This window comes from Bacillus sp. FSL R5-0523 (assembly GCF_037975295.1).
Classification (GTDB): Bacteria; Bacillota; Bacilli; order Bacillales; family Bacillaceae; genus Bacillus; species Bacillus subtilis.
Genome location: NZ_CP150251.1, coordinates 2,605,125 through 2,632,055 on the forward strand (window position 1 = coordinate 2,605,125; position 26,931 = coordinate 2,632,055).

The 26,931-nt window shown below is 43.5% G+C and carries 29 protein-coding genes; 5 read left to right on the forward strand and 24 right to left on the reverse strand.

All coding sequences use genetic code 11. The features are described from left to right. Positions 1 to 11: 11 nt before the first annotated feature. The 6 genes from fatR to NYE53_RS13430 form a co-directional block, all read right to left on the reverse strand. Positions 12 to 596: a transcriptional regulator FatR gene (fatR, locus tag NYE53_RS13405; protein ID WP_021480200.1), complete on the reverse strand. Its 585-nt coding sequence runs from the start codon at positions 594 to 596 to the stop codon at positions 12 to 14. 222 nt (positions 597 to 818) lie between these two features. Beyond that, positions 819 to 1,361, reverse strand: coding sequence for a class I SAM-dependent methyltransferase (locus tag NYE53_RS13410; protein ID WP_339245127.1), 543 nt, complete (start codon positions 1,359 to 1,361; stop codon positions 819 to 821). Between the two features lie 188 nt (positions 1,362 to 1,549). Next, on the reverse strand, positions 1,550 to 1,708 hold the full coding sequence (locus NYE53_RS13415; RefSeq protein WP_003229817.1) for a hypothetical protein: 159 nt from the start codon (positions 1,706 to 1,708) through the stop codon (positions 1,550 to 1,552). Between the two features lie 156 nt (positions 1,709 to 1,864). Further along, entirely contained in the window at positions 1,865 to 2,014 is a 150-nt protein-coding gene (locus NYE53_RS13420; protein WP_004399102.1) for a YrzI family small protein, read from the reverse strand. Positions 2,015 to 2,401: 387 nt separating this feature from the next. Beyond that, the gene (locus NYE53_RS13425) at positions 2,402 to 3,202 is read right to left on the reverse strand and encodes a formate/nitrite transporter family protein (protein ID WP_003229815.1); all 801 of its coding nucleotides are present in this window, start codon (positions 3,200 to 3,202) and stop codon (positions 2,402 to 2,404) included. Between the two features lie 262 nt (positions 3,203 to 3,464). Beyond that, on the reverse strand, positions 3,465 to 3,833 hold the full coding sequence (locus tag NYE53_RS13430) for a DUF2294 domain-containing protein (protein WP_004398508.1): 369 nt from the start codon (positions 3,831 to 3,833) through the stop codon (positions 3,465 to 3,467). Between the two features lie 315 nt (positions 3,834 to 4,148). On the opposite strand from NYE53_RS13430, the gene fdhF reads away from it, so the two are divergent. Next, a complete protein-coding gene (fdhF, locus tag NYE53_RS13435) occupies positions 4,149 to 7,091 on the forward strand; it encodes a formate dehydrogenase subunit alpha (RefSeq protein WP_080015520.1) in 2,943 nt (980 codons plus the stop codon). Between the two features lie 18 nt (positions 7,092 to 7,109). Beyond that, the gene (locus NYE53_RS13440; protein ID WP_003229812.1) at positions 7,110 to 7,592 is read left to right on the forward strand and encodes a DUF1641 domain-containing protein; all 483 of its coding nucleotides are present in this window, start codon (positions 7,110 to 7,112) and stop codon (positions 7,590 to 7,592) included. Between the two features lie 36 nt (positions 7,593 to 7,628). Here NYE53_RS13440 and NYE53_RS13445 read toward each other — a convergent pair whose 3' ends face one another. The 5 genes from NYE53_RS13445 to NYE53_RS13465 all read right to left on the reverse strand — a co-directional run bounded on the left by NYE53_RS13445 (position 7,629) and on the right by NYE53_RS13465 (position 11,427). Then, positions 7,629 to 7,859 (reverse strand): YrhC family protein, encoded by a 231-nt coding sequence (locus tag NYE53_RS13445; protein ID WP_003237358.1) that lies wholly within the window; start codon positions 7,857 to 7,859, stop codon positions 7,629 to 7,631. Between the two features lie 82 nt (positions 7,860 to 7,941). After that, a complete protein-coding gene (locus NYE53_RS13450; protein WP_017696065.1) occupies positions 7,942 to 9,081 on the reverse strand; it encodes a bifunctional cystathionine gamma-lyase/homocysteine desulfhydrase in 1,140 nt (379 codons plus the stop codon). Between the two features lies 1 nt (position 9,082). After that, positions 9,083 to 10,006 (reverse strand): O-acetylserine dependent cystathionine beta-synthase, encoded by a 924-nt coding sequence (locus NYE53_RS13455; RefSeq protein ID WP_014477492.1) that lies wholly within the window; start codon positions 10,004 to 10,006, stop codon positions 9,083 to 9,085. Positions 10,007 to 10,069: 63 nt separating this feature from the next. Continuing rightward, on the reverse strand, positions 10,070 to 10,765 hold the full coding sequence (gene mtnN, locus NYE53_RS13460; protein ID WP_009967881.1) for a 5'-methylthioadenosine/S-adenosylhomocysteine nucleosidase: 696 nt from the start codon (positions 10,763 to 10,765) through the stop codon (positions 10,070 to 10,072). 20 nt (positions 10,766 to 10,785) lie between these two features. Then, entirely contained in the window at positions 10,786 to 11,427 is a 642-nt protein-coding gene (locus NYE53_RS13465; protein WP_041339565.1) for a class I SAM-dependent methyltransferase, read from the reverse strand. 192 nt (positions 11,428 to 11,619) lie between these two features. Between NYE53_RS13465 and NYE53_RS13470 the strand changes: the two genes are divergently transcribed. Beyond that, a complete protein-coding gene (locus NYE53_RS13470) occupies positions 11,620 to 11,823 on the forward strand; it encodes a YrzA family protein (protein ID WP_014477495.1) in 204 nt (67 codons plus the stop codon). Positions 11,824 to 11,859: 36 nt separating this feature from the next. Here NYE53_RS13470 and NYE53_RS13475 read toward each other — a convergent pair whose 3' ends face one another. The 13 genes from NYE53_RS13475 to NYE53_RS13535 all read right to left on the reverse strand — a co-directional run bounded on the left by NYE53_RS13475 (position 11,860) and on the right by NYE53_RS13535 (position 25,142). Then, a complete protein-coding gene (locus NYE53_RS13475; RefSeq protein ID WP_003246156.1) occupies positions 11,860 to 12,561 on the reverse strand; it encodes a YrrS family protein in 702 nt (233 codons plus the stop codon). Between the two features lie 64 nt (positions 12,562 to 12,625). Further along, positions 12,626 to 14,380, reverse strand: coding sequence for a penicillin-binding protein 2 (locus NYE53_RS13480; protein WP_024572771.1), 1,755 nt, complete (start codon positions 14,378 to 14,380; stop codon positions 12,626 to 12,628). Positions 14,381 to 14,433: 53 nt separating this feature from the next. Continuing rightward, positions 14,434 to 14,907: a transcription elongation factor GreA gene (gene greA / locus NYE53_RS13485; protein ID WP_004399078.1), complete on the reverse strand. Its 474-nt coding sequence runs from the start codon at positions 14,905 to 14,907 to the stop codon at positions 14,434 to 14,436. 250 nt (positions 14,908 to 15,157) lie between these two features. Continuing rightward, positions 15,158 to 15,793, reverse strand: a complete 636-nt coding sequence (udk, locus tag NYE53_RS13490; protein WP_003225916.1) for a uridine kinase — start codon at positions 15,791 to 15,793, stop codon at positions 15,158 to 15,160. Between the two features lie 6 nt (positions 15,794 to 15,799). Beyond that, positions 15,800 to 17,068 carry a U32 family peptidase gene (locus NYE53_RS13495; RefSeq protein ID WP_064670987.1) on the reverse strand — a complete coding sequence of 423 codons (1,269 nt, stop codon included), beginning with the start codon at positions 17,066 to 17,068 and terminating at the stop codon, positions 15,800 to 15,802. A gap of 18 nt (positions 17,069 to 17,086) precedes the next feature. Then, positions 17,087 to 18,016, reverse strand: a complete 930-nt coding sequence (locus tag NYE53_RS13500) for a peptidase U32 family protein (RefSeq protein WP_339245130.1) — start codon at positions 18,014 to 18,016, stop codon at positions 17,087 to 17,089. 5 nt (positions 18,017 to 18,021) lie between these two features. Further along, a complete protein-coding gene (locus tag NYE53_RS13505; protein WP_014480416.1) occupies positions 18,022 to 18,675 on the reverse strand; it encodes an O-methyltransferase in 654 nt (217 codons plus the stop codon). A 151-nt stretch (positions 18,676 to 18,826) separates the two neighbouring features. Continuing rightward, entirely contained in the window at positions 18,827 to 19,909 is a 1,083-nt protein-coding gene (gene mltG / locus NYE53_RS13510; RefSeq protein ID WP_003229799.1) for an endolytic transglycosylase MltG, read from the reverse strand. 130 nt (positions 19,910 to 20,039) lie between these two features. Further along, a complete protein-coding gene (locus tag NYE53_RS13515) occupies positions 20,040 to 20,321 on the reverse strand; it encodes a DUF1292 domain-containing protein (protein WP_003246199.1) in 282 nt (93 codons plus the stop codon). A gap of 17 nt (positions 20,322 to 20,338) precedes the next feature. Beyond that, the gene (gene ruvX, locus NYE53_RS13520) at positions 20,339 to 20,755 is read right to left on the reverse strand and encodes a Holliday junction resolvase RuvX (RefSeq protein ID WP_003229795.1); all 417 of its coding nucleotides are present in this window, start codon (positions 20,753 to 20,755) and stop codon (positions 20,339 to 20,341) included. A 7-nt stretch (positions 20,756 to 20,762) separates the two neighbouring features. Then, positions 20,763 to 21,029 carry an IreB family regulatory phosphoprotein gene (locus tag NYE53_RS13525; protein ID WP_003225903.1) on the reverse strand — a complete coding sequence of 89 codons (267 nt, stop codon included), beginning with the start codon at positions 21,027 to 21,029 and terminating at the stop codon, positions 20,763 to 20,765. A gap of 84 nt (positions 21,030 to 21,113) precedes the next feature. Next, entirely contained in the window at positions 21,114 to 23,750 is a 2,637-nt protein-coding gene (gene alaS, locus NYE53_RS13530; RefSeq protein WP_046160680.1) for an alanine--tRNA ligase, read from the reverse strand. A gap of 330 nt (positions 23,751 to 24,080) precedes the next feature. Next, positions 24,081 to 25,142, reverse strand: a complete 1,062-nt coding sequence (locus NYE53_RS13535) for an AI-2E family transporter (RefSeq protein WP_339245132.1) — start codon at positions 25,140 to 25,142, stop codon at positions 24,081 to 24,083. A 158-nt stretch (positions 25,143 to 25,300) separates the two neighbouring features. Here NYE53_RS13535 and NYE53_RS13540 point away from each other — a divergent pair, with 158 nt between their 5' ends. Continuing rightward, on the forward strand, positions 25,301 to 26,029 hold the full coding sequence (locus tag NYE53_RS13540; protein WP_015384232.1) for an amino acid ABC transporter ATP-binding protein: 729 nt from the start codon (positions 25,301 to 25,303) through the stop codon (positions 26,027 to 26,029). 21 nt (positions 26,030 to 26,050) lie between these two features. Then, positions 26,051 to 26,872: a glutamine ABC transporter substrate-binding protein GlnH gene (gene glnH, locus NYE53_RS13545; RefSeq protein ID WP_015384233.1), complete on the forward strand. Its 822-nt coding sequence runs from the start codon at positions 26,051 to 26,053 to the stop codon at positions 26,870 to 26,872. Positions 26,873 to 26,931: the final 59 nt, after the last annotated feature.

A 26,931-nucleotide genomic window follows, 5' to 3' on the forward strand; every position in this document is an offset into this window, starting at 1 on the left:
TCTCCCTTTCCTTATTTTTGTGATGAATGAAGCTTAATGGCGTCCCAGCAGCATTGTTCCAATTCAGTAATTAAATCAGTGTCCATCTCTATATCACCTGTTTGAACGAGCTGATATATCTTGAGAAACGCCCCTAATACAATCGCAATTAACACATTAGAGGGCAGGCTGCGAATCACGCCTTCCGCTTTTCCCTTATTAAAATAGTCATCAAGCATTTGAGTCAGATTTTCTATCATTTTTTTGCTTGTATGATTTAAGTAATGAGCATCTTTTTTTGTTTCAAGAAAAAAAAGCGCATAGTCGCTCTCTTTCGTAAACTGAACGAGACAGCAAAATACGTGGTGAAAGCCTTCTCTGACAGGCAATTCTGAAACGTCTTGCTTCAGTTTTTCCGTAAATCGCTGGATGCTTTCTTGAAACAGTACGTTGACGAGTGTTTCTTTGCTGTCAAAATAACGATAGATCGTTCCTGTCCCTACGTGAGCACGTTCAGCTATCATAGGAATAGTGGTAGCGTCAAAACCCCTTTCCGTAAAAAGTGAGACCGACGCTTTCATAATCATGTCGTATTTACTGCTGGATGCGGATAACATGTAATCTGACAACCTCCGATTCGTTTGCGGAATGAATATTCATTCCTTTTGTTCACAAAGAATGTCTGCCCTGTCTGAAATCACCTCTTTGTTCTTTCTTCTGTTATAAGTTTATATGAAAAAAACTTTTTTTAATATAAAGTATATGCAAAAAATAAAAAATTAAGAAAATATACCCAAATCCTAAAGCGAGGATCTTGGATATATTTCCCGAGAAATTTTTTATTTAACAGCCACAATACATAGACAGGAATCACGCCGGATAACAGAAAGATCCCTGAAATGCTGGTCTTTCAGCAGTTGAATATACGTTTTCTCTTTTTCACCGGTCTTTGTGTCAATACTGATATAAAATCGACCGTCAATTTGAAGCACCCTGTAAATTTCTCTTAATGCAAGCCTAATATCGGTGCAGCTTTGAACCGTATGTAAAGAAAAGACTTTATTAAAGGTACGGTCATCAAAGGGAATGTCCTCTGGATAGCCATGAAAAACCTCCCCGTTCCCCATGTTCTTTCGATTCGCACGTGATATCTGTCTTACCTTTCGTTTTGAAGGATCAATGCTTTTTAGGCTTCCCTTTTCTAGTTTCTTGGTTATGCTTTTAAAGACAGTGCCGTTTCCAATTCCAATTTCTAAAATTCTGTCATTTCCTTGTATATCTATAGAGTCAATCATCATATGCTCAATTGTTTTGGTTAGCTTATATTTCCAAGAAAATAATTTCCAAAAATTCGATCGTTTATAGAGTCTATTTTCTAGCATTTTAAACACCTGCTTTTGGTTTCCTATGTTTATTTATTATCTTAAAAAAATAAACATCATCTTCATTTCTAAAAGTGAAGGAAGGTACCAACTAGACGGCAATGTATTGAAAAATGTTTCAACAGAACTAAACTTTTTCATTTTTTTCCGCAAAAAAAGCAGAAAACATAATGTTTTCTGCCCTCTTTCTAATGCCAATGATAAGGGAATACATACAGCCTTTGCTGCTGCATTGCCATCAGCCTCTGCTGTCGGAATGGATTTCCATAACCATGTTTGAAGGAATGCGGCATGGACGCATAACCATGGCCAATCGACGGCAGCCTTTTTTGATAATCGTTCATCATGCCATCACCTGCCTCACAGTAACGTTGATTTATTGTATGCAGGCAGGCATTTTCTTGACAGCTGTTTCGCTAAACTTGGTCCTTCTCCATAGTATAATGCATCAATAGTTCCATTCTAAGCATATGCCATTCCCCCTTCAGTTTTTTTCGTTGCTTTTAGCGCCAGTTTGTTAAATAAAGATGCTTTAACTGAGACTCTTTCATTTCATCATAAATCTGCTCAATCTGCTGTTCTCGTTCGAATTCTTCCAGGCTTTTAAACCGTTTTTTAATCGTTAACGTTAAAAAGAATAGGTTAATCGTCATATCGCTCACCCCCTTTCAAAGTCCGCACAAGCGAAATAACCCGCGGCACACTCTTCTGCTGCGGGCAAATAAAAACCGCAGACAAAAGAAGACACCAATGCCTCTACTGCCTGCGGGGAGTTGCGTATGTCCGACTATTCCGAATTTAATGCGTGCGATAAGCATCGGTTAAGGAAGGACACGAACTCTTCCACAGGCTGAATAAATCATGAACTTTTACATGTGTATCACGTACAGGTTGACGTCGTTTTCTGATTGTCATTTTGGTTCAGCCTCCTTTGCTTTTTTCTTACTTTGTAAGTATATCCACCAAATTCCATTTTGTAAACATCTTTTTCTAAAAATGGATGGAAATTGTGCAAATCATCGAATGGATTTGCCCGTTGGTCATGACACCTGCTTCATTTCTTTTCTGGAACGGTCTTTCTTATGATATGCAATAAAATAAATGAGACCTACAAATACAGCTCCGCCGATGACATTACCGATAAAAGCCGGAATGATGTTTCCGATGAACTGCCCCCACGTGAATGAGCCTGCAAAAATGGCAGCAGGAATCACAAACATGTTGGCGACAACGTGCTGAAATCCGATAGCCACAAAAGCCATGATTGGGAACCAGATGCCAAGGATTTTTCCTGCTGCGTCTTGGGCGCCGAAAGAAAGCCACACTGCAAGACATACAAGCCAGTTACAGCCGATGGCGGAAATGAGAACCTTGCCAAAGCTCATATCAAGCTTTCCTTGGGCAACGGCAATCGTTTTTTCTAAATAAGGACCTGTTTCAGTCAATCCAACCAAATGCCCGAAAAAGTACGCAACAAACAATGCGCCGATTAAGTTCATAATTGTGACGATTCCCCAGTTAATCGCCAACTCTTTTACTGATATTTTTCTCGAGAATAACGCCATCGCAACTGACATCATATTGCCTGTGATCAGTTCAGCGCCAGCGAGAACGACTAGGATCAGGCCTACTGGAAATACTGCTGCACCAATCAAACTGGACAGGCTCCCCCATTCTTTCGGAAGATCGCCGATTACCCTGATATCAAGCAAATACCCAAGCGCGATAAATGCACCGCCTAAAAACCCCAGCACAAGCAGTGACGGCAGCGGGAGCTTAATTTTTTTCATCCCTGCTTCAATTGCTGCTTCCGCTATTTCATCCGGTTTTCGAAAAGCCATAATTAAACGCCTCCATTACTTCTTCTTTTCTCACAGTTATGCAAGAAAGGCAATAAAAAAGGCAGCACTCAAATAACCTGTGTCAAACCAGGCGTTTGAATGCTGCCTAACTTGTATGCATACCCATACAACAATATCAAGCAGTATGTGAGATATTGAAAGAGAATATATACAGTTCGTGCATACATTCCATTGCTTTAGCCTTCTATAACTGTAGCAACATCATATCAAATGTGACAAATTTGTGTCAATGACAAATATACTAGCTTTGCAGAGCTTCTTTTTGCTCATCTATTTTTCGGTCAAAAACAAATACAGATACAGCGATGTTTTCCTCAATTTTAATATCAGAAAACAAATGGACTAGCTTAGCTCCCATGAGTTCCTCCATTCCTTCCGGTGTTTGTTTGGAATAAAGGTCTTGAATTAGGCTTGTCCGGGCCGCATGTACCATCTCTCTTCCTTCAGGCGTGCGGGCGATAAACTGCTCGCTTGCACTCAGATTTCCGTACAGTGTTGAAACTGCCATGTTTTCTACAAATACAGTATGAATTCTCTCAGGCCCTTTTCCGAACAATTCTTTGCGAAGTTTTCGAATAATATCATTGAATTCATGAATTTTTTTAGACATGCTGATTACCCCTTCCGATATTGCCTTATAAAGGCTTTTCCCGGTTCCCCTCAGGACATTTCACTTGGTTAAAATTTTCCTGCCATATTGTATTATAATAAATATCACATTATAATAAAAGCAGTGTTGATGGATTTGTAATAGGATCTTGTTATGAGTCTATCGTTTTATAAAAATCAAGGATTGGTCTGTTAGTAAGACTTGCTAGTGAACTATTCCGCCATGTGTGTTTACACCTTCTTAGAATTAAGGGCAGGTGTATCTATACATGGCTTTTTTTGACTTCTTGAAAGAAAGATGGAGGGGAATATGAATATGATGGACGTTAAGTCGATCAGTGTCCGTGTAGACGGAACAGAAATTCAAGCACGAGCAGGGGCCACAATTTTAGATATTTTAAATGAAAACGGAATTGAGTACCCGCAGATTTGCCACGTACCAGAGGTTGACCCGATTCAAACTTGTGATACTTGCATAGTAGAGGCAAACGGCAAGCTGGTTCGTTCATGCGCGACGGTTGCAGAAAACGGGATGTCTATTGATCTTTCAGGAAATCGAGTGAAAGAAGCGCAAACCGAAGCGATGGACCGCCTTCTTGAAAATCATTTGCTGTATTGTACAGTTTGCGATAACAACAATGGAAACTGTACGCTGCATAATACAGCGGAAATGATGGGGATCGAGCATCAAAAATACCCATACACGCCAAAAGAAGATCCTTCTTGCGCGGTTGATATGTCTCATCCTTTTTACCGCTATGATCCAAACCAATGTATTGCCTGCGGCCAGTGTGTTGAGGTCTGTCAAAACCTTCAGGTAAATGAAACACTCTCAATCGACTGGGAACGCGAACGCCCTCGCGTTATTTGGGATGAGGGAGTTCCGATCAATGAATCTTCTTGTGTCAGCTGCGGTCAGTGTGTCACAGTATGTCCATGTAATGCATTGATGGAAAAATCAATGCTCGGGCAGGCTGGCTTTATGACAGGGATTAAAGAGGACGTTATGGAGCCGATGATTGACCTCGTGAAAAACGTTGAACCGGGATATGGCAGCATTTTTGCCATTTCGGAAGTTGAAGCGGCCATGCGAGAAACGAGAACGAAAAAAACAAAAACTGTATGTACGTTCTGCGGTGTCGGGTGTTCATTTGAAGTATGGACAAAAGGCCGGGATATTCTAAAGATCCAGCCTGTTTCTGATGCTCCGGTTAACGCGATTTCCACATGTGTCAAAGGGAAATTCGGCTGGGATTTCGTCAATTCTGAAGAGCGGATCACAAAACCTTTAATCCGTAAAAACGGAGCTTTTGTGGAATCTTCTTGGGAAGAGGCCCTCGATCTTGTTGCAAGCAGACTAGGATCAATTAAAGAGCAGTACGGTAAAGGCTCTGTAGGGTTTATCTCTTCTTCTAAAATTACGAATGAAGAAAACTACGTCATTCAAAAGCTAGCGCGTCAGGTATTTGAAACAAACAACGTCGATAACTGTTCACGCTACTGTCAGTCTCCTGCTACAGACGGATTGTTCCGCACTGTCGGCATGGGCGGTGACGCCGGCACGATTAAAGATATCGCCAAAGCCGGTCTCGTCATCATCGTCGGCGCCAATCCGGCGGAAGGACACCCGGTGCTCGCAACACGCGTCAAACGGGCGCACAAGCTTCACGGTCAAAAACTGATTGTTGCCGACCTGCGTAAAAATGAGATGGCCGAGCGATCTGATCTGTTCATCAGCCCTAAACAAGGCACAGACCAAGTTTGGCTGATGGCTGTTACGAAATATATGATTGACCAAGGCTGGCACGATCAGGCGTTTATTGATGAGAACGTCAATTACTTTGAAGATTATAAAGAAACCCTTAAAACGTATACGCTTGATTATGCAGAACGCATCACAGGCCTTTCAAAAGAAAACATCATTCAAATTGCTGAAATGATTCGTGATGCTGACGGCACTTGTGTCCTTTGGGGAATGGGTGTCACACAAAATACAGGCGGTTCTGATACATCAGCAGCCATTTCAAACCTGCTTCTCGCTACGGGCAACTATCGCCGTCCAGGTGCCGGCGCTTATCCTCTGCGCGGACACAATAACGTGCAAGGCGCATGTGATATGGGAACATTGCCTGGCTGGCTGCCGGGATATCAGCATATTACAGATGACAAAGCACGCGCTAAATTTGAAGAGGCATATGGTGTCGAGATTGATGGAAAGCCTGGTTTAGATAATATTCAAATGCTTCATGCCATTGAAGAAGGAAAAATGAAAGCTATGTATCTTGTCGGTGAGGATATGGCACTGGTCGATTCAAACGCGAACCATGTGCATGATATTTTATCAAGCCTTGATTTCTTCGTGGTACAGGACATCTTCCTGTCAAGAACAGCTCAATATGCTGATGTCGTCTTGCCGGCCACTCCTTCACTTGAAAAAGACGGAACATTTACCAACACAGAACGCCGTGTCCAGCGATTGTACCAGGCGCTTCCGACGCTTGGTGACGCAAAACCGGACTGGTGGATTATTCAAGAGGTGGCAAACCGTTTAGGAGCGAATTGGAATTACAGCCATCCAAGTGACATTTTCTCTGAAATGGCAAGTCTTTCTCCTCTGTTTGCCAAAGCAAGCTATGAGGTGCTAGAAGGCTGGAACAGCTTCCTATGGGGCAGCTTCACAGGTGAAAGCACACCGCTTCTGTATGAAGACGGATTTAATTTCCCTGACAAAAAAGCCCGCTTTGCCCTTTCTGATTGGACTGAGCCAGCGGCATTTCCGGAGGAATATGACCTTCATATCAATAACGGCCGGATGCTGGAGCATTTCCACGAAGGAAACATGACAAATAAATCGAAAGGCATCCAAGCGAAAGTGCCGAATGTATTCGTTGAGATCTCGCCTGAGCTTGCACAAGAGCGAGGTGTTTGTGACGGTTCGCTTGTACGGCTCGTTTCTCCGTTCGGAGCAGTCAAATTGAACGCGCTGATCACAGACCGGGTACGGAAAAATGAACTCTATCTGCCAATGAACTCGACAGACAAGGAGTCAGCGATTAACTTCTTGACGGGCCCTGCAGCTGATAAACGGACGAACACGCCTGCTTATAAACAGACAAAGGTCCGCATGGAAGTGCTTGGCGGCTGTGAAACAGCGCCGCTTCCAAAAACAAATCCGCGCAACAAAAAACGGCATCCGCAAAACGGAGTCGAAGCAGAAAGAAAATGGAACCGTCCTGGCTATGTCCATCTGACTGATTAAACGATAGGAGGAAAACGAATGGCCACTCCGATTACGACGATCAAAAAAGAAACAAAAACAGCCGAGCAAATTAAGCTTGAAAAAATAGAAGAACTGAAAGAGCTGCTGGCGGAAAATGAGGACGCCGTCTCTAAAACGATGACGTTAATGAATGAACTCAATGATCTTGGAATTTTTGATGCGGCAACAAGCATGCTCAGAGCGAAGGAAGACATTGCCAAGATTGCGCTTGGCCAAGTTTCCCGCGAGCCTGTCACCAACCTCATCAACACGATGATGGCCGCCGGAGGCGCATTGACAAAAGCCGATCCTGAGTTTACAGCAAAGCTTTTAGAAAGCGTAATGGCTGGGACTGAACAGGCACAAAGCTTTTTAAAAGAAGACAAGAAAGTCGGGGTTCTCGACCTGTTAAAAGCAATGAACGACCCTGACATCAACAGAGCCGTCGGCTTCGGCCTTCAGTTTTTAAAAGGCATGGGAAAAGAACTTCGAGAACAATAACAGAAAAACAGCCATCGCTTGATGATGGCTGTTTTTTTATTCGTCGGCTTCTTCCAAACGCTTCTTGTAAATAAGTGAACGGTCAGCGCAAAAGAAGGCACCGGCTAAAAATACGCAATCCGCTAAAAACATCGTCGATTTCTGGCCTAATGTTAAGCCTTGATCAGGGAGAACTGCGCCTATATATAAAAAAGTGCTGACTGCAAGCAATGTAAAAGCAAAATGCTTGTAGTCTTCTTTTAAAGATTTCATTCTATTTTTGTTCAAAAGAATCACCTGCCAGATTCATAGTATACGACTATTATAATATAATCCGGCGGCTTACAGAGAAAGTAATTCTATCCATTTGTTATATATTTTCAAGCGCTTGGCCGATATCTTCCAACAAGTCTTCCGCATCTTCAATTCCTACAGAAATTCTGATCAAGCCGTCCGTAATGCCGAGCTCAAGCCGGCGTTCTCTCGGAATAGAGGCATGTGTCATTCTTGCAGGAACAGAAATTAAGCTTTCAACCGCCCCCAGGCTTTCAGCAATGGTAAACAGTTTCAGATTTCCTAAAAACGCATCAACCCGTTCTTCACTGCCAATATCAAAGGAGATCATGCCGCCGAAGCCCGATCCTTGCGTTTTTGCAAGCTCATGTCCGGGATGATTTGAAGAACCAGGGTAATATAACGTTTGGACAGCAGGGTGATTCTCAAGAAAGCTTGCGATTTTCCGCGCATTTTGATCGATCGCTTCCATTCTGAGTCCCAACGTTTTGATTCCTCTCATTAACAGCCAGGAATCTTGAGGGCCAAGCACGCCGCCTGTGGAGTTTTGCACAAAATGCAGCTCTTCTCCAAGCTCTTTCGAAGCTGTCACAACTAAACCTCCGACGACATCACTGTGTCCGCCAAGATATTTTGTCGCACTGTGAAGTACGATATCAGCGCCTAAAGTAAGCGGCTGCTGAAAATAAGGAGTGTTAAAGGTATTGTCTACAATAAGCAGAACACCCGCTTTTTTTGCGATATCAGCCATGAGCGTCAGGTCGGTGATTTTGAGCAACGGGTTTGTCGGTGTTTCAATATAAATGGCTTTTGTATTAGGGCGAATCGCTTTTTCAACTTCTTCCCTGCTGCTCGTATCAACAAATGTTGATTCAATGCCAAGACGGTTAAGCACCTTTGTCATCACGCGATATGTTCCGCCGTACACATCATCAGTCAACACGACATGATCTCCGCTGTTAAACAGCATCATAACCGCTGTAATGGCAGCCATTCCTGAGCTGAACGCATAGCCTGCTTCCCCGCTTTCCAGTTCTGTCACAAGTGCTTCGAGAGCGGTTCGAGTCGGATTGGCCGTTCTTGAATACTCGTAGCCTGTATGCTGTCCTGCTTTCGGCTGCTTGTACGTGCTTACTTGATAAATGGGCACGGAAACTGCGCCTGTTTTCTCATCACCTGTGATTCCGCCATGTATCATCAATGTTTTTTTCTTCATATCAGATGCCTCCTTCGTATATTTGTTTGCTGATATATCGATCGCTGCTGTCAGGAAATACTGTGACAATGTTAGTTCCAGCGGATGCTTTTTTCGCTTCCTCCAATGCCGCATAAAGCGCTGCACCTGAAGAGCTTCCGATCAGCAGGCCTTCTTTTTCTGCCGCTTCTTTCACAAGTCTAAACGCATTCTCATCTGTTACGGTGTAGATCTCGTCAAAATGGCTCTTATCCATATAATCGGGGATAAACTCCATGCCGATGCCTTCTGTTTTATGAGCGTGAGGCTCTCCTCCGTTTAAAATCGAGCCCTCCGGTTCAACAATCACCGTTTTGACTGCTGGATTTTTTTCTTTTAAGAAGGAAGCAGTTCCTGCGAACGTGCCCCCTGATCCTGCCCCTGCGACAAACGTATGAATATTCCCATCAAGCGCTTCCCACATTTCAGGTCCAAGCGTCTTATAGTAAGTCGATGGATTTACTCGGTTTTTAAATTGCAAAACGCAATAAGAATTTTCAATTTCAGTCTCCAGCTGAATGGCTTTTTGAATGGCGCCCTGCATTCCGTCTTGACGCGGTGTATGAATGATTGATGCGCCAAGCGCTTGCATAATTTGCTGTTTCTCTCTGCTGAAATGTTCAGGGACACAGAAAATCGCTTTCAGCCCATATTTTCTGGCACTTAACGCAAGGCCGATCCCTGTATTGCCTGCCGTAGCTTCTATAATCACTCCGCCGGGCTTCACCTTGCCTGAATCGAGCGCGTCACGAATCAGCATATCTCCCAGTCTGTCTTTGATGCTTCCCCCTGGATTCATCATTTCAAGCTTGGCATACACCGCGACTCCTTCTGGAACATCAAAGTTCTTCAAGCGGAGAAGCGGTGTATTCCCAATCAGCTCGGTAATGTCCGTAATCACTGTCATATATGTCCTCCTCCTTATTAGAGGGTGTTTTTAGAAAAAACGGAGGAGAACGTTCTCCCCGTTTTAATGAATTCGTTTGATCACCTTTAACACAAGCTCTGTTGAATGGACAGCCGCCTGCTCTAAAAATTGGTCAAATGAAACATGTGATTCTTTTCCTGCGATATCAGATAGCGCTCTGATGACGACAAACGGCGTTTTAAATTGATGGCACACTTGAGCCACTGCCGCAGCCTCCATTTCAACCGCATACAAATCAGAAAATCTCGCACGCACCTCTTCAACCCGCTTCGGATCGTTCATGAAAGAATCGCCTGTTGCAATCGTTCCTTTTGCAACCTGAATGCCGTCGAGTTCAGATACCGCTTCTTCAGTGATGCTGATCAGCTTTTCATCCGCCGCATAAGCAGCCGGAAGACCCGGCACTTGGCCGTATTCATAGTCAAAAGCCGTTACGTCTACATCATGATGGCGAACGTCAGTAGAAATGACGACATCCCCTACATTCAATGTATGATGAAATCCGCCGGCTGAGCCTGTGTTAATGACATAATCAGGCTTGTAACGGTCAAGCAGAAGCGTCGTGCTGATCGCAGCATTTACTTTTCCAATTCCTGATTTTAAAAGAATCACTTCAGTTCCTTCATATTCGCCTGTTGTAAATTCACAGTGTGCGATCGTTTCTGTTTTTGCATTTTCAAGTTTGTTTCTTAAGATGGTAACTTCCTCTTCCATTGCTCCGATGACTGCTAGTCTCATCTATTCACATTCCCTTCACTTTACCGTTTGATCGCCTCCATTATCCACACGAAGTCGTTTTGCTGAGTGAATCGGACTGCAAAACCTTCAGCTGTAAACATTTCTTTCAACGCATCCAATGTAGGATAATGCTCTGTCTCTAAATCATTTGCAAGCTGATAAAAGCCTTGAGAACGGGCTTTATCGATAGCCTGTTGATACGCTTGCGCATCTTCAAAGACGGTATCGGCAAACACTATTTTATCATGCAAGTGAAGGTATTTGCCATATTGCTTTATGGCAGCCCGCTTTTCTTCGTCAGTCAAATGATGAAAAGCATATGAACTGACAATTGTATCAGCCTGAAATGGCGGCTCAGGGAATGTCAGGAAGTCTCCATCAACGATTTCCGATCTGCCTGAAAGCTTGTCAGAAGCCAGTTTACGCATTGCTGGAGAAGGTTCGATTCCAAATACAGTTTTGCCTGCATCGAGCAGCTTAGCCGTCAAATTCCCTGTCCCCGGGCCAAATTCTAACACATGCGTTCCAGATTTGCTGACGATGGCATCAAGGATATGATCGTAGCCTCTGAACGCTTCTTTATACTGAATATCTAAACCTTGTACTGTTTGATCATAAGTTGCTGCCCAATCTTCAAAGAGAGGGATAAATTCACGTCCCATATTTGTCACACTCCATATTTAATAATTCCTATAAGCATACTATGAATTAATGATGGAACAGTTCCTATAATACCACATCTTCTGAAAAGCAGGTACTAAAACACTTTGTGTATTTTATGCCATCTCATATTGCGCATTGACCGCAAAAAAGCTTATACTTCATATGACTTGTGAAAGCTGGAGGGTCAAGACATGAATTTTCAATTAGATCTGATTAAAGACAAAGTGGAATTTTTTGAAGCCGCTTCATTGCAGGAGCTTGAAAAGAAAATCAATACACAAATTGAAAACAATAAAGCCATCATGCTCCGGGTGAAATCTGTTTCACACCAAACTGCTGTGGCAGAAGGAAGAATATTGTACAGCGCGGTGGTTCATTTCGCAGCTGAAGCCTAAAACAAAAGCAGCCGGTTTTAACCCGGCTGCTTTTGTTTATTTTAGCTTTTCTACTTTTGTCGGCTTCCAGCCTTTTTCATCGACCCATGTAATCGTGACTTGATATTTATTCCCAGTCGCCTTGTCCAAAATCTTGCCTTTGGCATCCTGAGGGCTGCCGTTATTTCCGAGCCAGAGCACCGTCATGTTATCTGTTGAGACACCAGTTGCGTATGAAATGGCTTTCAGCATCTCAGCCCAGTCTTGTGAGCTTGAATCATAAGTAGCGGCATGCTCGCCAGTCTGCTCAGTTCCGACTGCTTTCCAGTCAGGATTTTCATACGTTTTTTCCACATCGCTCGATGAGCCGCCTTCTGTTACTTTTGCATCTTTAAGCCCGTCACCGGCTGAATCTGAGCTTGAATCTGAATCAGAGTCATCTTTTTTAGAAGAAGAATCATCTTTTTTGGAATCAGAGTCAGAAGACTTCTCAGAATCCTTTTCGCTGTCAGATGTATCTTTCTTGCTGTCTTTTATATCCTCATCCGATTTCTTTTCCGTCTTTCCTGAAGCCGGAGATTCCTGTTTTTGCGCCGTTTCAGAATCCTTGCTGACATCTTTGCTAGAAGGACTGTTAATGAAGAGATTCGCTGCTACTACGACAATTAGTATGGATACGATTGCGATTAAAATGTTAAGCACTAAATTGGCTTTTCTGCGTTTATCACGATTTTCATAACGAGATTGATTATTGCTCAATAATTCTGCACTCCTTTATCCCTCTTGGCTCAGCATATATTTTAACATGTGCTGAGAAGTTGTTCTATTTCTGATTGATTTCAATTTCGTGTACTTTTTTAACAATATCATAAAACACCGAATTTGTCAGAGCCTTATCTCCCGGTGTATCCATGTGTAAAACAACCAGAGCGTATTTCGGCTTATCCGCGGGAAAATATCCGGCAAACCATTTTTCATAGAGCGTTTCCTTCTCTTTTGAAAGCTTGCCTGTTTGGGCTGTGCCCGACTTCCCTGCTACAGTATACGGAAGATCTTGAAACCTTCTGCCCGTTCCGGAAGGAGATTCTACCACCCGCCGCAGTATTTTTTGAAGCTGCTGTGACGTATATTTGTCTATCGTTTCCCCTTTGAGCTTCTGATCTTTAAACGTAACGAGCGTTGTGCCGTTCTTATACTCAATTTGTTCGGCAATTTTCACCTGCCGTTTTTCTCCGCCGCGGGCGATTGTCGCCATCATATTGGCTACCTCCAGCGGCGTTACCTTTACGTTTTTCTGCCCGATTGCTGTTTGCGCAATGGCTTTTTTGACTGATTTGTCTTTTTCATCCCCCCAAATCACGCCGCTTTTTTCGTTATACAGCTGGCGGAAATCGGTTTCGTGGTACAGTTTTCCCTCCCAGCCTGCCCGATCAGTGAGAGCCAGCTTCTCGGACATATCTTCAATAACCGAGCTGTCTTTTTTCATTAATTGTTCTGCAAGACTCGTAAATGTGTAATTACAGCTTTGTGCAAAACTTTCATCAAAAGACAAGGTTCCTTTGTCGTCCCCCGGTTCCCCGTACAGGTTTAAATTGCAATTAAAGGTTTGACTAGGCTTCACCATATTATTTTCGATTGCAGCTGCGGCAATGACTGTTTTAAAAACTGATCCGGGATAGATTGGCGTCAGCATATAATTTTGAAGTGTGTTTTGCCGGGACACATCCGCATCTGGTTTGCTTACAATTCCCAGAACACTGCTATTTTCGATGTCCAGCAGCACAGCTCCTCCCTTTTTCAGCCCCTGTTCATCCAATACCTCCTCCATCGCTTTTTGAATGCTTTGATCGATCGTTGTTTTGACCTGGAGCGGATAAAATGTATTGGCTTCAGCTGTATATTTGACGTCCATGCCAAACAAAGGGTTTCCTTTTCCGTCCACATGATATAAAAGCTTTGTGTCTTGTTCCGGAAGCAAAAACTCGTCAAATGTCCGTTCTAAACCAGTTGTTCCGATTTCTGTTGTAATCGGAAGGCTCTCCTTGTCAGGATATTTCTTGCGAAGCAGCGCCGGATCTTGGTTCGTGCTCCCTATCGTATGTGAAGCAAGGCTGGGCTTGTCTTCATTCTCCATATATACGCCGTAAATGCCGGGATATTTCAAAGAATTGATTTTTGTGATAGATTGTTTTGAAAGTGTTTTGATTTTCTTTTGCTGCAAAATGACCGGTTTTTTTGCCTTACCTAGTGTCTGGCGCAAATCATCTTCAGACATGCCGAGGATGTCCGCAACTTTTTTGATCGGCCAATCCTGCGTCAGCAGAAAAGGGAACAAAACAACCGCAGGCTCGCTTTGTCCTGTCAGCGCCCGCCCGTTTCGATCTAAAAAAGAGCCTCTTCCATCTGAAATAAGCACTTCCTCCGTCCGCTGTTTCACACTTTCTTGAATCAAATTAATTTTCTTTTTAGAAAATGATTCTGTGAAAAACAGCTGGATTTCTGCAAGCCTCAGCAGAAGCAGAAAAAATACAATCAAAAATGCGATGACTGCCAGCTTCATTCGTTTCGATATCTTCATAAAAAAACACCTCACCCACATTGTGGACGAGGTGTTTCGCTGCTAAACAAATATTATGAAATTTTCACAATTTTCACGAGCATTTCTCCGCCCGGTGTTTGTACTGTGACTTCTTCATCTACTTTTTTGCCCAAGAGGCTTTTTGCGATCGGTGAGTCGTTTGAGATTTTCCCTTCAAACGGGTCAGCTTCCGCGCTTCCGACGATCGTATATGATTCTTCATCACCGTCAGGCAGTTCGACGAAAGTGACGGTTTTACCCAAACCGACAACGTTAGAGCCGCCGTCATCTTCAATGATTTTCGCATTGCGAATCATATTTTCAAGAGTCGTCACGCGGCCCTCTACAAATGCCTGCTCTTCTTTCGCTGAATCGTATTCAGAGTTCTCGGAAAGGTCTCCGAAGCTTCTCGCAATTTTGATTCGCTCTACTACTTCTTTTCGTTTAACCGTTTTCAAATATTCTAATTCTTGTTCAAGTTTTTGTTTTCCTTCTGCAGTCATAGGAAAAACTTTCTCTTGTGCCATGTCCCTTCACTCCTTCTGGTTGTCCCTCAACATCTTCGATTATGTATGAGAGCATAAACTAAAAAATACAAGAATGAGAACACAGGGCAGTCCTCGTTCTTCTCTCCCATATAGGTACTGTTTATCTTAAACTGAATCGTGTCGTTCTGCAAATATTTCGCGTTTATAAACAGGGAAAGAAGGGAATTCGCACATTCCCTTCCTGCCTATACATAATATGGTCAGAGTTATTTATGTCTATGCTATGGTATTACAAAATCGCGTTTTGTTCAAGAATGGTTTGAATTTTTGTGACCATCAGATCAATTGCGACGTGATTCTGACCGCCTTCCGGGATAATAATATCAGCGTATCGTTTCGTCGGCTCGACGAATTGGTTATGCATCGGACGGACCACTGATACATATTGTTCAATGACAGAATCAATAGAGCGTCCGCGCTCATTAATATCTCTCATAATCCGTCTGATGATACGCAAGTCAGCGTCCGTATCAACATAAAGCTTGATATCCATCAGATCACGAAGCCTTTTGTCTTCAAGAACAAGAATGCCTTCAAGGATAATAACATCCTTTGGCTCTACGTGAACCGTTTCTTCTGAACGTGTGTGAAGCTTATAGTCATAAATCGGCTTTTCAATCGGGCGGTAATTCAATAGATCCTGAATATGCTCGATTAAATAGTCATTATCAAACGCAAGCGGATGATCATAGTTTGTGTTCAGCCTTTCTTCAAACGGAAGATGGCTTTGGTCTTTATAATAAAGGTCCTGCTGGATCATTAAAATTGAGTGTCCTTTAAACTGTTCATAAATGGACCGTGTGACACTCGTTTTTCCTGAACCGGAACCTCCTGCGATTCCAATGACTACTGGATTCTTACCCATGGGCTGTTACTTCCCCTTTCTCATCATGTTGCTCGGATAAATCTTTTTGTCTAGTTTGAATTTGACAATTTGCAGGGGATGGCGGGCAGCATCTAGCTCATTTCCGTCTTCGTCCCAAATGGTTTCAATCGTATGTGTAAAGTTTTCGATTTCTGGTCCGAAAAATTCCACTTCGTCGCCTTTTTTGAAGAAATTGCGCTGCTGAAGCGTGACCATTTGTGTATCTTCATCATAATTCAGCACTAAGCCGACAAAATCATATGTCGTTTTCTTGGCGTGTTCGCCGAACATTTGCTCTTCATAGCCTGGCGTTCCTTCAAAGAAAGCTGTCGCAGTGTCCCTGTTGGCGCACTTATCAAGCTCTTCAAGCCATTCTTTTTGAATCACAAAGTTCTCTGGATCAGCGCAATAAGCGTCGATTACTTTGCGGTATACGCTGACAACAGTTGCTACATAGTGAATGGATTTCATGCGGCCTTCAATCTTTAAGCTGTCGATCCCCATTTCAATCATTTTTGGAATGGATTCAATCAGCTTCAAATCTTTCGGGCTCATCGCAAATGGTGCATCTTCTTCACCATACAAAGCAACGGCGTTGGCACCGTCTGTTTGATAGAGATCATAATCCCAGCGGCATGACTGGCAGCAGCCTCCGCGATTGGAATCCCGCGCTGTCATGTGATTGCTCAGCACGCAGCGGCCGGAATATGCAATACACATTGCGCCATGAATGAAGGATTCGATTTCGATATCTACCTTTTCTTTCATTTCTCTGATTTCAAGAGCGCTAGTTTCACGTGCCAGCACGACGCGGTCGAGACCTTCTTCCTTCCAGAACTGGACAGCCTTCCAGTTCGAAAGAGACTGCTGTGTGCTCAAGTGAACCTCAACATTCGGCGCCACTCTGCGGCATGTTTCGATAATAAGCGGATCTGCCACAATGATACCGGCAACGTTGGCGTCTCCAAGTGCTTTTAAATAGTCTTCAAGCCCGTCCATGTTTTCATTATGGGCGAAAATATTCGTTGTTACGTAGATCTTCGCGCCATATTTCTTTGCGAATTCAACGCCTTCTGCAATTTCTTCGATCGTAAAGTTATCGGCATTCGAGCGCAGCCCGTATTCCTGTCCCCCGATAAAGACCGCGTCCGCTCCGTAATGAACAGCGATTTTCAGCTTTTCAAGATTACCCGCAGGTGCGAGAAGCTCCGGCTTTTTCATAATCACACGCTTTCCATTAACGATTGTGGATATTTTATCATTTACGGCAGTCATAGCTTAACCTCCTTTTGATTAATAAACCGTTTCCTTGAAGAAGAATCCGGTATCAATTTTTCTGTTTACTGGCTGGATGCTTTCAATGTGTTCGATCCAGTCTTCTTTTTTCGCTTCGTATTCGTCACGGTTTTCCACGCACAAATCAATTGCTTCTCTGTACATTTTGGTGACTGCTATTAGGTATTCAGGCGTTTTCAAAACACCATCGATTTTGAAAGAATCAATTCCGGCATCTATCAATTCCTCGAGCTCATCAATGATGCACACATCGTTCGGGCTCATGATGTGAGTGCCGTTTTCATCTTCGAAAATCGGATATTTATTATCACGTTCTTTATCGTGTAAAAACATGCCTGATTCTTTTTTCTTTCTTTCAATGTCCATGACTTTGCCCTGATATTCAAAATAGTTTCCAATCAAAGAACGCTTCGATTGGAACATGCACGTCATTCCATGCACCTGGATTTCAATTTCGACTTCAGCATTTTCTTTAATCTCAACAATGCTGTCCATGTTTAATTCTCTGGCAAGCACAGAACGCGCCGCACCCTTGCGTCCCCAGTAGTTGCATGTATAATAGTTGGTGCCTGTCGTTTCTGTGCTCCAATGAAGCTTCAGATCAGGCGCAGATTCACGGGCAGCCATCAGCACGGCAGGATCGCCGAATACCGCTGCATCGACACCGGCTTCTGCTAAGAAAGCCAGATATTCGCCAAGCTCACCCACTTTATCGTTATGGAAAATTGCATTTACAGCAACGTATATTTTTGCCCCTTCTTTGTGAGCAATCTCTACGGCTTTTGTTACATCTTCACGAGAAAATTCTCCGGCTAATCTCAAGCCGTATCTCTGTTCCCCAACTAAAAACGCAGTTGCCCCAGCCTGTATGAGCGGCAAAATGTCCGCTGTACTCGTCGGCGTCACTAAGAGCTCTGGTTTTTTCATGACGTTCACCTCTTCTTTTTACTAATCGCAAGTCCGTCCCCGACAGGAATAATCGCAGTTTGATAATCCGGATGATTCATCAGCCAATGATTATATTCATCAATTTTTGCTACAAGCCTGCGCCTTCTCTTCGGTTCTATTTTGCTGTAATCCTCTGCCACCAGACCTTTAAACAGCACGTTGTCTGTTATAATCACCCCGTCCGGTGAAAGCATCGGTTCATATAAATGAAAAAAGTTTTGATACTGACCTTTTGCAGCGTCAATAAAAATGACATCGTAAGGCGCAGTTACATGAACGGCGTCGGCTAATTCAAGCGCATCTCCGTAAAAAACATGAATCCGGTCATCAAGCTGAAATTCCTTGATATTGTTTACCGCTTCTTCATGCCGTTTCTCATTGCGTTCAATTGTATATATTTCAGCAGACGGCAGCTCCAGCGCCATTCGAATAGCTGAATAACCAATGGCCGTTCCGATTTCTAGTATTTTTTTCGGCTGTTTCACAGACAAAATTTGAAGCAGCACCTCCATGCCCGCTTTTTCCATGATCGGGACATGATGTTCTTCTGCATATGCTTCAAGCTTCTTCACGTTATCCGGCCGAGGCTTTAATAATGCTTCTATATAGTCATTTATTTGTTCATACCGGTCAGTCACTACAAACAGCCTCCCGTTCTAAAAAGGAGTGCCCCAGTCTTATGCGCAGGACACTCTCTGAATACATCATGATACATCGGTAAACAACCCGATATATTTTATCATAAAACCTTGCGGAAAGCGAACAAAAGGAGAGCTTTTTGCTCTCCTTTTATTTCTCGTTTTTTGAGGAAATGTATTTTTCTTTTGCTTTATTATGCTCTTTTAGCGTTTTTGTAAATACGACCTCACCATTTGATTTGGCCAAGAAATACAGATAGTCCGTTTTATCCGGATGCAGCGCCGCTTCCCATGATGACATACCGGCATTGGCAATCGGCCCTGGCGTCAGCCCTGTGTTTTTATACGTATTGTATGGCGAATCGATTTCCAGATCCTTATAAAGAACCCGATCTTTATGCTTGCCTGCCGCGTACAGCACGGTCGGATCTGTTTGGAGCGGCATTTTCTTTTTCAGGCGGTTATAAAAGACGCTCGCAATTTTATGGCGGTCGGCTTTTTCAGTCGCTTCTTCTTCTATCAAAGAAGCCATTGTCAGCAGCTTATGCACAGAGACTTTGTTTTTCTTCATTTCTGATTTATATGTTTCCACATAAGAATTTGTCTGCTTAATCATTGCCTTGATAATGTCTTCAAGTGATGTGTCCGGATCGTTAAAAGGGTATGTAGCCGGGAATAGGTACCCTTCAAGCGGGTGCTTAATGTTTTTATTGAAAACATCATTTGTCACAGTGTCCGGGAATTCTTTCTTCAGCTGATTGATAAATGTTTCATCGTCCAGCTTCGCTATGACTTGTTTTTTAGAGTATTTTGTTTCATCAGCAATAGCAGCCGCGATTTGGGTCAGCTGTGCTCCCTCAGTTACTGTGATTTGAAAAGCGTAGCCTGTAGCCCCGCTTGTCAGCTTCTGAATAATGGCATCTAAATCCATACCTTTATTCAGATGGTAGAATCCGGCCTGAAACCCGGAAGCACCTTTATATTTCACATAGTACTGAAACGCCTTCTCGCTTTTTATGACATCATTTTTCTTTAATATCGATGCGATGGCTGAAACAGACGAACCGCTCGGAATGTTAATATTAACTGTCGTTTTACTGTCTTTTTCAACAGGTTCAAGCAATGATTTCCCATATAAAAATGCCCCGCCAATGATGAGAAACAGCACAACAATGGAAGACAGTATGATTCTTTTTTTATTAAAAAACGATTTTTTTTGCTGATTGATATACATTAGGTCTCCTCCCATCAGCTCTTATACTACATGATTCATTGTATTTCGGCAATTTATTACAAAAAGAGGCCTGCATAAAGCAGAAAAAAGCCGGAGCAGTATAGCTCCGGCTTTGGTTTGGCGCGATGTTTTACTCTTCGTCTTCGTCCGCTAAGAATGTGTTTAATGTTTCTTCGATCATATCCCATTCTTCGTCAGTTTCAATCGGGAATAGCTCACCGTTTTCACCGTCTTCGTTGGGCGTGAAGCTGGAAGCAAGAATTTCTACTTCTTCGTCATCTTTTGATTCGATTGGATAGTACAAGACATAAGACTTGCCAAACTCTTCGTTTTCAAATGTAAACAGCACTTCACAAAGCTGTTCATTTCCTTGATCGTCAACAATTGTAATATTTTTTTCGCCGTGTTCCATTTTCTTCACCTCTGGCTTTAATTTAAGCTGTCAAGATATCCTTGTAAAATCATAACAGCCGCCATTTTATCAATGACTTTTTTTCGTTTTTGCCTGCTGACGTCAGCTGCAATCAGCATTTTTTCAGCCGCCATTGTGGTAAGACGCTCGTCCCACAGCACAACAGGAACATTGTACGTTGTTTCAAGCACTTTCGCAAATGTTTGGCTGGCTTCGCCTCTCGGGCCGACTGTTCCGTTCATGTTCTTAGGAAAGCCGAGCACGATTTTATCTATAGTATAGTCCTTTATCAGTTCAGATAAACGGGATAAACCATAATCGCCTTCTGCTTCATTTATCTTTATGGTCTCAATGCCTTGAGCAGTCCAGCCCATTTCATCGCTCAGAGCTACACCGAGTGTTTTGGTTCCTAAATCGAGTCCTAATATTCTCATTCTTTATTTACGCCTCTTTATGCTGTTCTAAATAAGACTTTACCAATTCCTCGATTAATTCGTCTCTTTCAAGTTTGCGAATTAAATTGCGAGCGTCACGATGCCTAGGAATATAAGCGGGATCACCTGACAGCAAGTATCCGACAATCTGGTTGATTGGATTGTAGCCCTTTTCCTGAAGCGCGTCATACACTGTAATCAGCACCTCATTTACGTTAGTCTCAGCAGAATCATCGGAGAAATTAAATTTCATCGTTTTATCAAACGAGCTCACCGTTTTGCACCTCTTTCCCAAATTCGCAGGCAAAGTTCAGCCTGGGGTCCTAATCTTACCATCATTCTACACTACATGGGCGAATTATAAAACGGATTTCACCCAATCTTCTACAGAAGCCAAAGCTTCTTCTAATTTTTCCGGCTGTTTACCGCCTGCCTGCGCCATGTCCGGACGGCCTCCGCCGCCTCCGCCGCAAACTTCCGCAGCTTGTTTAACCAGCTTGCCGGCGTGAAGGCCTTTCTCAATGAGGTCCTTTGTGACTCCGGCAGAGATATTAACTTTATCGTTTTGTACCGCACCAAGCACGATCACCGCAGAGCCAAGCTTTGCTTTGAGTTCATCGACCATAGTGCGGAGATGATTCATGTCTTTTGCATTTACTTTTGCCGCAAGCACGTTTACGCCGTCAACTTCTTTTACTTTCGACAGGATTGCTCCTGCTTCCACGTTGCCTAGTTTTGCAAGAAGAGATTCATTTTCTCTTTGTGCATCCTTCAGTTCAGCCTGCAGAGCCGCAACCCGTTTCGGCACTTCTTTGATATTTGTTTTCAGCTCGTCAGCGGTTTGCTTCAATACAGAAATCTGGCTGTTCATTTCGACGTAAGCGCCTTGTCCCGTTACAGCTTCAATCCGTCTTGTGCCTGCTCCGATTCCGGATTCAGAAACGATTTTAAACAAGCCGATTTCTGCTGTATTTCTGACATGGCAGCCGCCGCACAACTCTAAGCTGTAATCTCCAACTTGAACGACACGGACAATATCGCCATATTTCTCGCCGAACAGTGCCATCGCACCCATTTCTTTTGCTTCAGCGATCGGTTTCAAATCAATGCTGACCGGGATGCTCGCCCAGATCTTTTCGTTTACGATTCTTTCAATTTGTTCGAGCTCTTCTTTTGTCACTTGGCCAAAGTGCGAGAAGTCAAAACGAAGACGGTTTTCCGTTACAAGAGAGCCCGCCTGATTGACATGAGTTCCAAGAACATCTTTTAGAGCCTGATGCAATAAATGCGTTGCCGTGTGGTTTTTAATGACGCCGCTTCTCATATGGTCTTCAACTTCAGCCGTAACATGCAGGCCTTTTTGAACAGTACCGCTCTCTACAACACCTTCATGCACATGCTGGCCGTTCGGCGCTTTTTGAACATCTTTAATTCTTACAACGGCCTGCTCGTTTCGGAGATAGCCTTTATCGCCGATTTGGCCGCCGCTTTCTGCATAGAACGGTGTTTCATCAAGAATGATTTGAACGCTTTCTCCTTCATGAGCCTCTTCGATTAGTTGGCCGTCCTGAAGAAGCACAATGATATTGGCATCAGCTTTGGTTTGAGAGTAGCCGACAAATGTGCTTTCATCTGTCACGTCGCGCAGTGCGCCGCCCTGCACCTGCATGCTGCCGACATCCTGGCGGGCGTTTCTTGCCCGTTCACGCTGCTGGTTCATTTCCTCCTCAAAACCCTCATGATCAACCGTCATGTTCTCGTCTTCTGCGTATTCTTCAGTCAATTCAACCGGGAATCCATACGTATCATACAGTTTAAACACATCAGCACCTGAGATAACGCTGCTGCCCTTGTCTTTTTCTTTTTTGATCATTTCTGACAGGATCGCAAGCCCTTCATTAAGGGTCTCATGGAAGCGTTCTTCCTCGGTTTTAATGACTTTTGCGATGAAATCCGCTTTCTCTTTCACTTCAGGATAGAAATCAGCCATGATTTCTGCGACAACCGGCACTAAATCAAACATGAACGGACGATGGATGTTGATCGTTTTGGCATAACGCACGGCACGGCGTAATAAGCGTCTTAATACATAGCCGCGGCCTTCATTTGACGGCAGCGCACCGTCACTGACAGCAAAGGCAACCGTTCTGATATGGTCGGCAATCACTTTAAACGCAGTGTCTTTCACATTGTCTTTGCCATATGTTTCACCAGAAATCGATTCTGTTGCTTTAATGATCGGAACAAACAAATCGGTGTCAAAGTTTGTCGGAACATTCTGGATGACAGATACCATTCTTTCAAGACCCATGCCTGTATCAATGTTTTTCTTTGGAAGCGGTGTGTACGTGCCGTCAGGGTTATGGTTGAACTCTGAGAACACAAGGTTCCATACTTCCAGGTAACGGTCGTTTTCCCCGCCTGGGTAAAGCTCCGGATCTTCTGGATCATTACCGTATGCTTCACCGCGGTCGTAAAAGATTTCCGTATTCGGTCCGCTCGGCCCTTCACCGATATCCCAGAAGTTCCCTTCCAGACGGATAATTCTTTCTTCAGGAATACCGATTTTTTTCGCCCAAAACTCATATGCCTCTTCATCTTCAGGATGAACCGTAACAGAGAGAAGCTCTTTGTCGAAGCCAATCCACTTGTCGCTCGTTAAAAACTCCCAAGCCCATGTAATGGCTTCTTCTTTGAAATAATCGCCGATGGAAAAGTTTCCGAGCATTTCAAAGAAAGTGTGATGGCGCGCAGTTTTACCTACATTTTCTATATCGTTTGTTCTGATCGCTTTTTGAGCGTTTACGATTCTTGGATTTTCCGGCACGACACGGCCGTCAAAATATTTTTTCAGCGTCGCAACACCGCTGTTGATCCAAAGCAGTGAAGGATCCTCATGAGGCACTAATGACGCGCTTGGCTCTACCGCATGTCCTTTTTCTTTAAAGAAATCCAAAAACATTTGACGCACTTCCGCAGAAGTTAAGTGTTTCATTGTATTTCCTCCTCTATAAAAATCGAAATTCTCTTCAGTGACAGCAAAAAAGCCCTCCCCCTATGCAAACCAACGTTTACACAGGGACGAGAGCTGTCTCGCGGTACCACCCTGATTACGGGCATTCATGCGCCCGTCACCTTTAACCCTGTAACGCAGGATAAGCGGCAGTGATTAACTGCACTCAGGATTAGCTTCCTCCGATCTTCTGATAAAGCTCCTTTCAGCTTATGGAGCTTCTCTCTTTAACAGGGCTTCGGCGTACTCAGATCCGTCACTCGAGATTCGTATGTATTCTACGAGAAATTATAGACAAGCGGCACGCCGATGTCAATGCTCCGTCCTCATCCGCAAAAAATGGATCATCATTACTTTTAAAACAGCCGTCGCAGGAACAGCCAGAATCATCCCGACGATTCCCGCAAGCTCCCCTCCGGCAAGGAGTGCAAGCATGATAACGACCGGATGCATTTTAAGGCTTCTGCCGACAATGAACGGACTGAGGATATTTCCTTCCATAAACTGCAGAATAAACACCGTAATCACCACAACAAGAACCGCCTTCACTGAGATCGTCATCGCAATTAACAATGCAGGAACAGCTCCAATGAAAGGGCCAAAATACGGGATGACATTCGTTACTCCAGAGATAAGGCCAAGTATCAGCGGATATGGAAGCCCAAATACCCAGAACGAAATGCCTGCAATCACGCCAAGAATCAAGCAGACCAAAAGCTGGCCGCGGATATAATCGCCAAGCGAATCATCCACATCCCGCAAAAAGGCGCTGCCCCGCTTTCTCCACGACTTCGGAGTCAAGTACCATACTGTCTTTTTCATTAACTCAATGTCCTTCACCATATAAAACACGAGAAAAGGGATTGTTGCAGCAATTAAGAAGTAATCAAGCACATTGCGGATCCCGCTGATCGCACCCTCGATCGTTCCCGCAAAAAACGCCTCCGTCTGGCGGATCATTTTATCTATACGGTGATGCATACCATCAGGCCAGTCATCCGTATGGTTATGCACATGAAGAAGAAGCCCGTTATACGTTTCGGCAAACATGGGTATATTTTCTGACAAATCCGTCAGCTGCACGATTAAAACAGGCACCCCTTTATACAACGCCCAGCCAATCCCGCCAAAAAAAAGAACATAAATGACCAAGATGCTCAAAGTCCTAGGCAATCCTTTGCTATGCAGCCATTCCGTGACCGGAAGCAATAAATAAGATATAAAAATAGAAATGATCAAGGGAATAAAGATCGTTTTTATGACGAACCAAAAGGGTGACCATAACATATCAAGCATAAAAAAGACATAGACTGTTAACAGAACCAGCAAACAAATAGCCACCCACAACAAAAGCTGCACCGGTTTTTGGAGCATCTGCTTTCACCTCACCTATATCTTTTGAGGTTTACACGGAATTATTCTTTATGTTTCTTTAGTCAGCCAGAAGTCATGGACATTTTTCCGCATTTAATTTTCAGAAAAGTTTGATTTCATGTATACTTTTTAGTCAAATTTCTGATAGGAGGATTGCGATGATCACATTTCAAAATGTAAACAAGCATTACGGAGATTTTCACGCGTTAAAACAAATTAATCTTCAAATCGAAAAAGGGGAAGTCGTTGTTATCATCGGCCCATCCGGTTCCGGTAAAAGCACATTGCTCAGATGCATCAACAAACTTGAGACGATCAATGAGGGAGTGCTCACAGTAAACGGCACCGCCATTAACGACAGAAAAACTGATATCAATCAAGTGCGGAGGAATATCGGGATGGTGTTTCAGCACTTTCATTTATATCCGCATAAAACAGTGCTGCAGAACATCATGCTGGCTCCGGTAAAAGTGCTTAGACAATCACCTGAACAAGCAAAGGAAACGGCGCGGTACTATCTTGAAAAAGTCGGCATCCCAGACAAGGCTGACGCCTATCCTTCCCAGCTTTCCGGCGGGCAGCAGCAGCGTGTTGCCATCGCAAGAGGACTGGCGATGAAGCCGGAGGTCATGCTGTTTGACGAGCCGACATCAGCACTTGATCCTGAAATGATCGGCGAGGTGCTAGATGTCATGAAAACTCTCGCCAAAGAAGGCATGACAATGGTTGTCGTGACACACGAAATGGGGTTTGCCAAAGAAGTTGCCGACCGGATTGTCTTCATTGACGAAGGAAAAATTTTAGAAGAAGCAGTGCCGGCTGAGTTTTACGCGAACCCGAAGGAAGAACGGGCCCGCTTATTCTTAAGCCGTATTTTAAATCATTAAAACAGAAATGGGGGAGCTTGTATGAAAAAGATTTTTTCTTTAGCATTGATTTCTTTATTCGCTGTCATCTTGCTTGCCGCTTGCGGCAGCAAGGGATCAAACGGAGAAGCCTCAAAGGAGAGCAAAAAAGATACGCTAGCCGCCATTAAAGACAATGACAAAATTGTCTTCGGCGTAAAAACGGACACTCGACTGTTCGGTCTTAAAAATCCAAGCTCAGGTGAGATTGAGGGTTTTGATATTGATATTGCCAAACAAATCGCTAAAGACATTTTAGGTGATGAGAAAAAAGCTGAATTTAAAGAGGTCACCTCAAAAACAAGGATTCCTATGCTGCAAAACGGCGATATCGACGCCATTGTCGCCACAATGACGATCACTGATGAACGAAAAAAGGAAGTTGACTTTTCTGATGTCTATTTCGAGGCCGGGCAATCGCTTCTCGTGAAAAAAGGCAGCAAAATCAAGAGTGTCGAGAATCTTGGCAAAGGCTCAAAAGTTCTTGCAGTAAAAGGCTCCACCTCCTCTCAAAACATTCGTGAAAAGGCGCCTGAAGCATCGGTTTTAGAATTTGAAAACTACGCAGAAGCCTTTACAGCCCTTAAATCGGGGCAAGGCGATGCCCTCACCACAGATAATGCGATTTTATATGGAATGGCTGATGAAAATAAAAATTATCAATTAACAGGAAAGCCTTTTACAGATGAGCCTTACGGGATCGCCGTGAAAAAAGGGCAATCGGCTCTCGCGAAAGAAATCAACGCTTCACTTAAAAAGATGAAGTCGGATGGCAGATACGATGAAATTTACAAAAAATGGATTAAAGAAGACCCAGCTGAATAACAACCATCCCGGGATGAGCAGGCGATGCTCATCCCAATTTGATAAGGAGTGAATAGGCT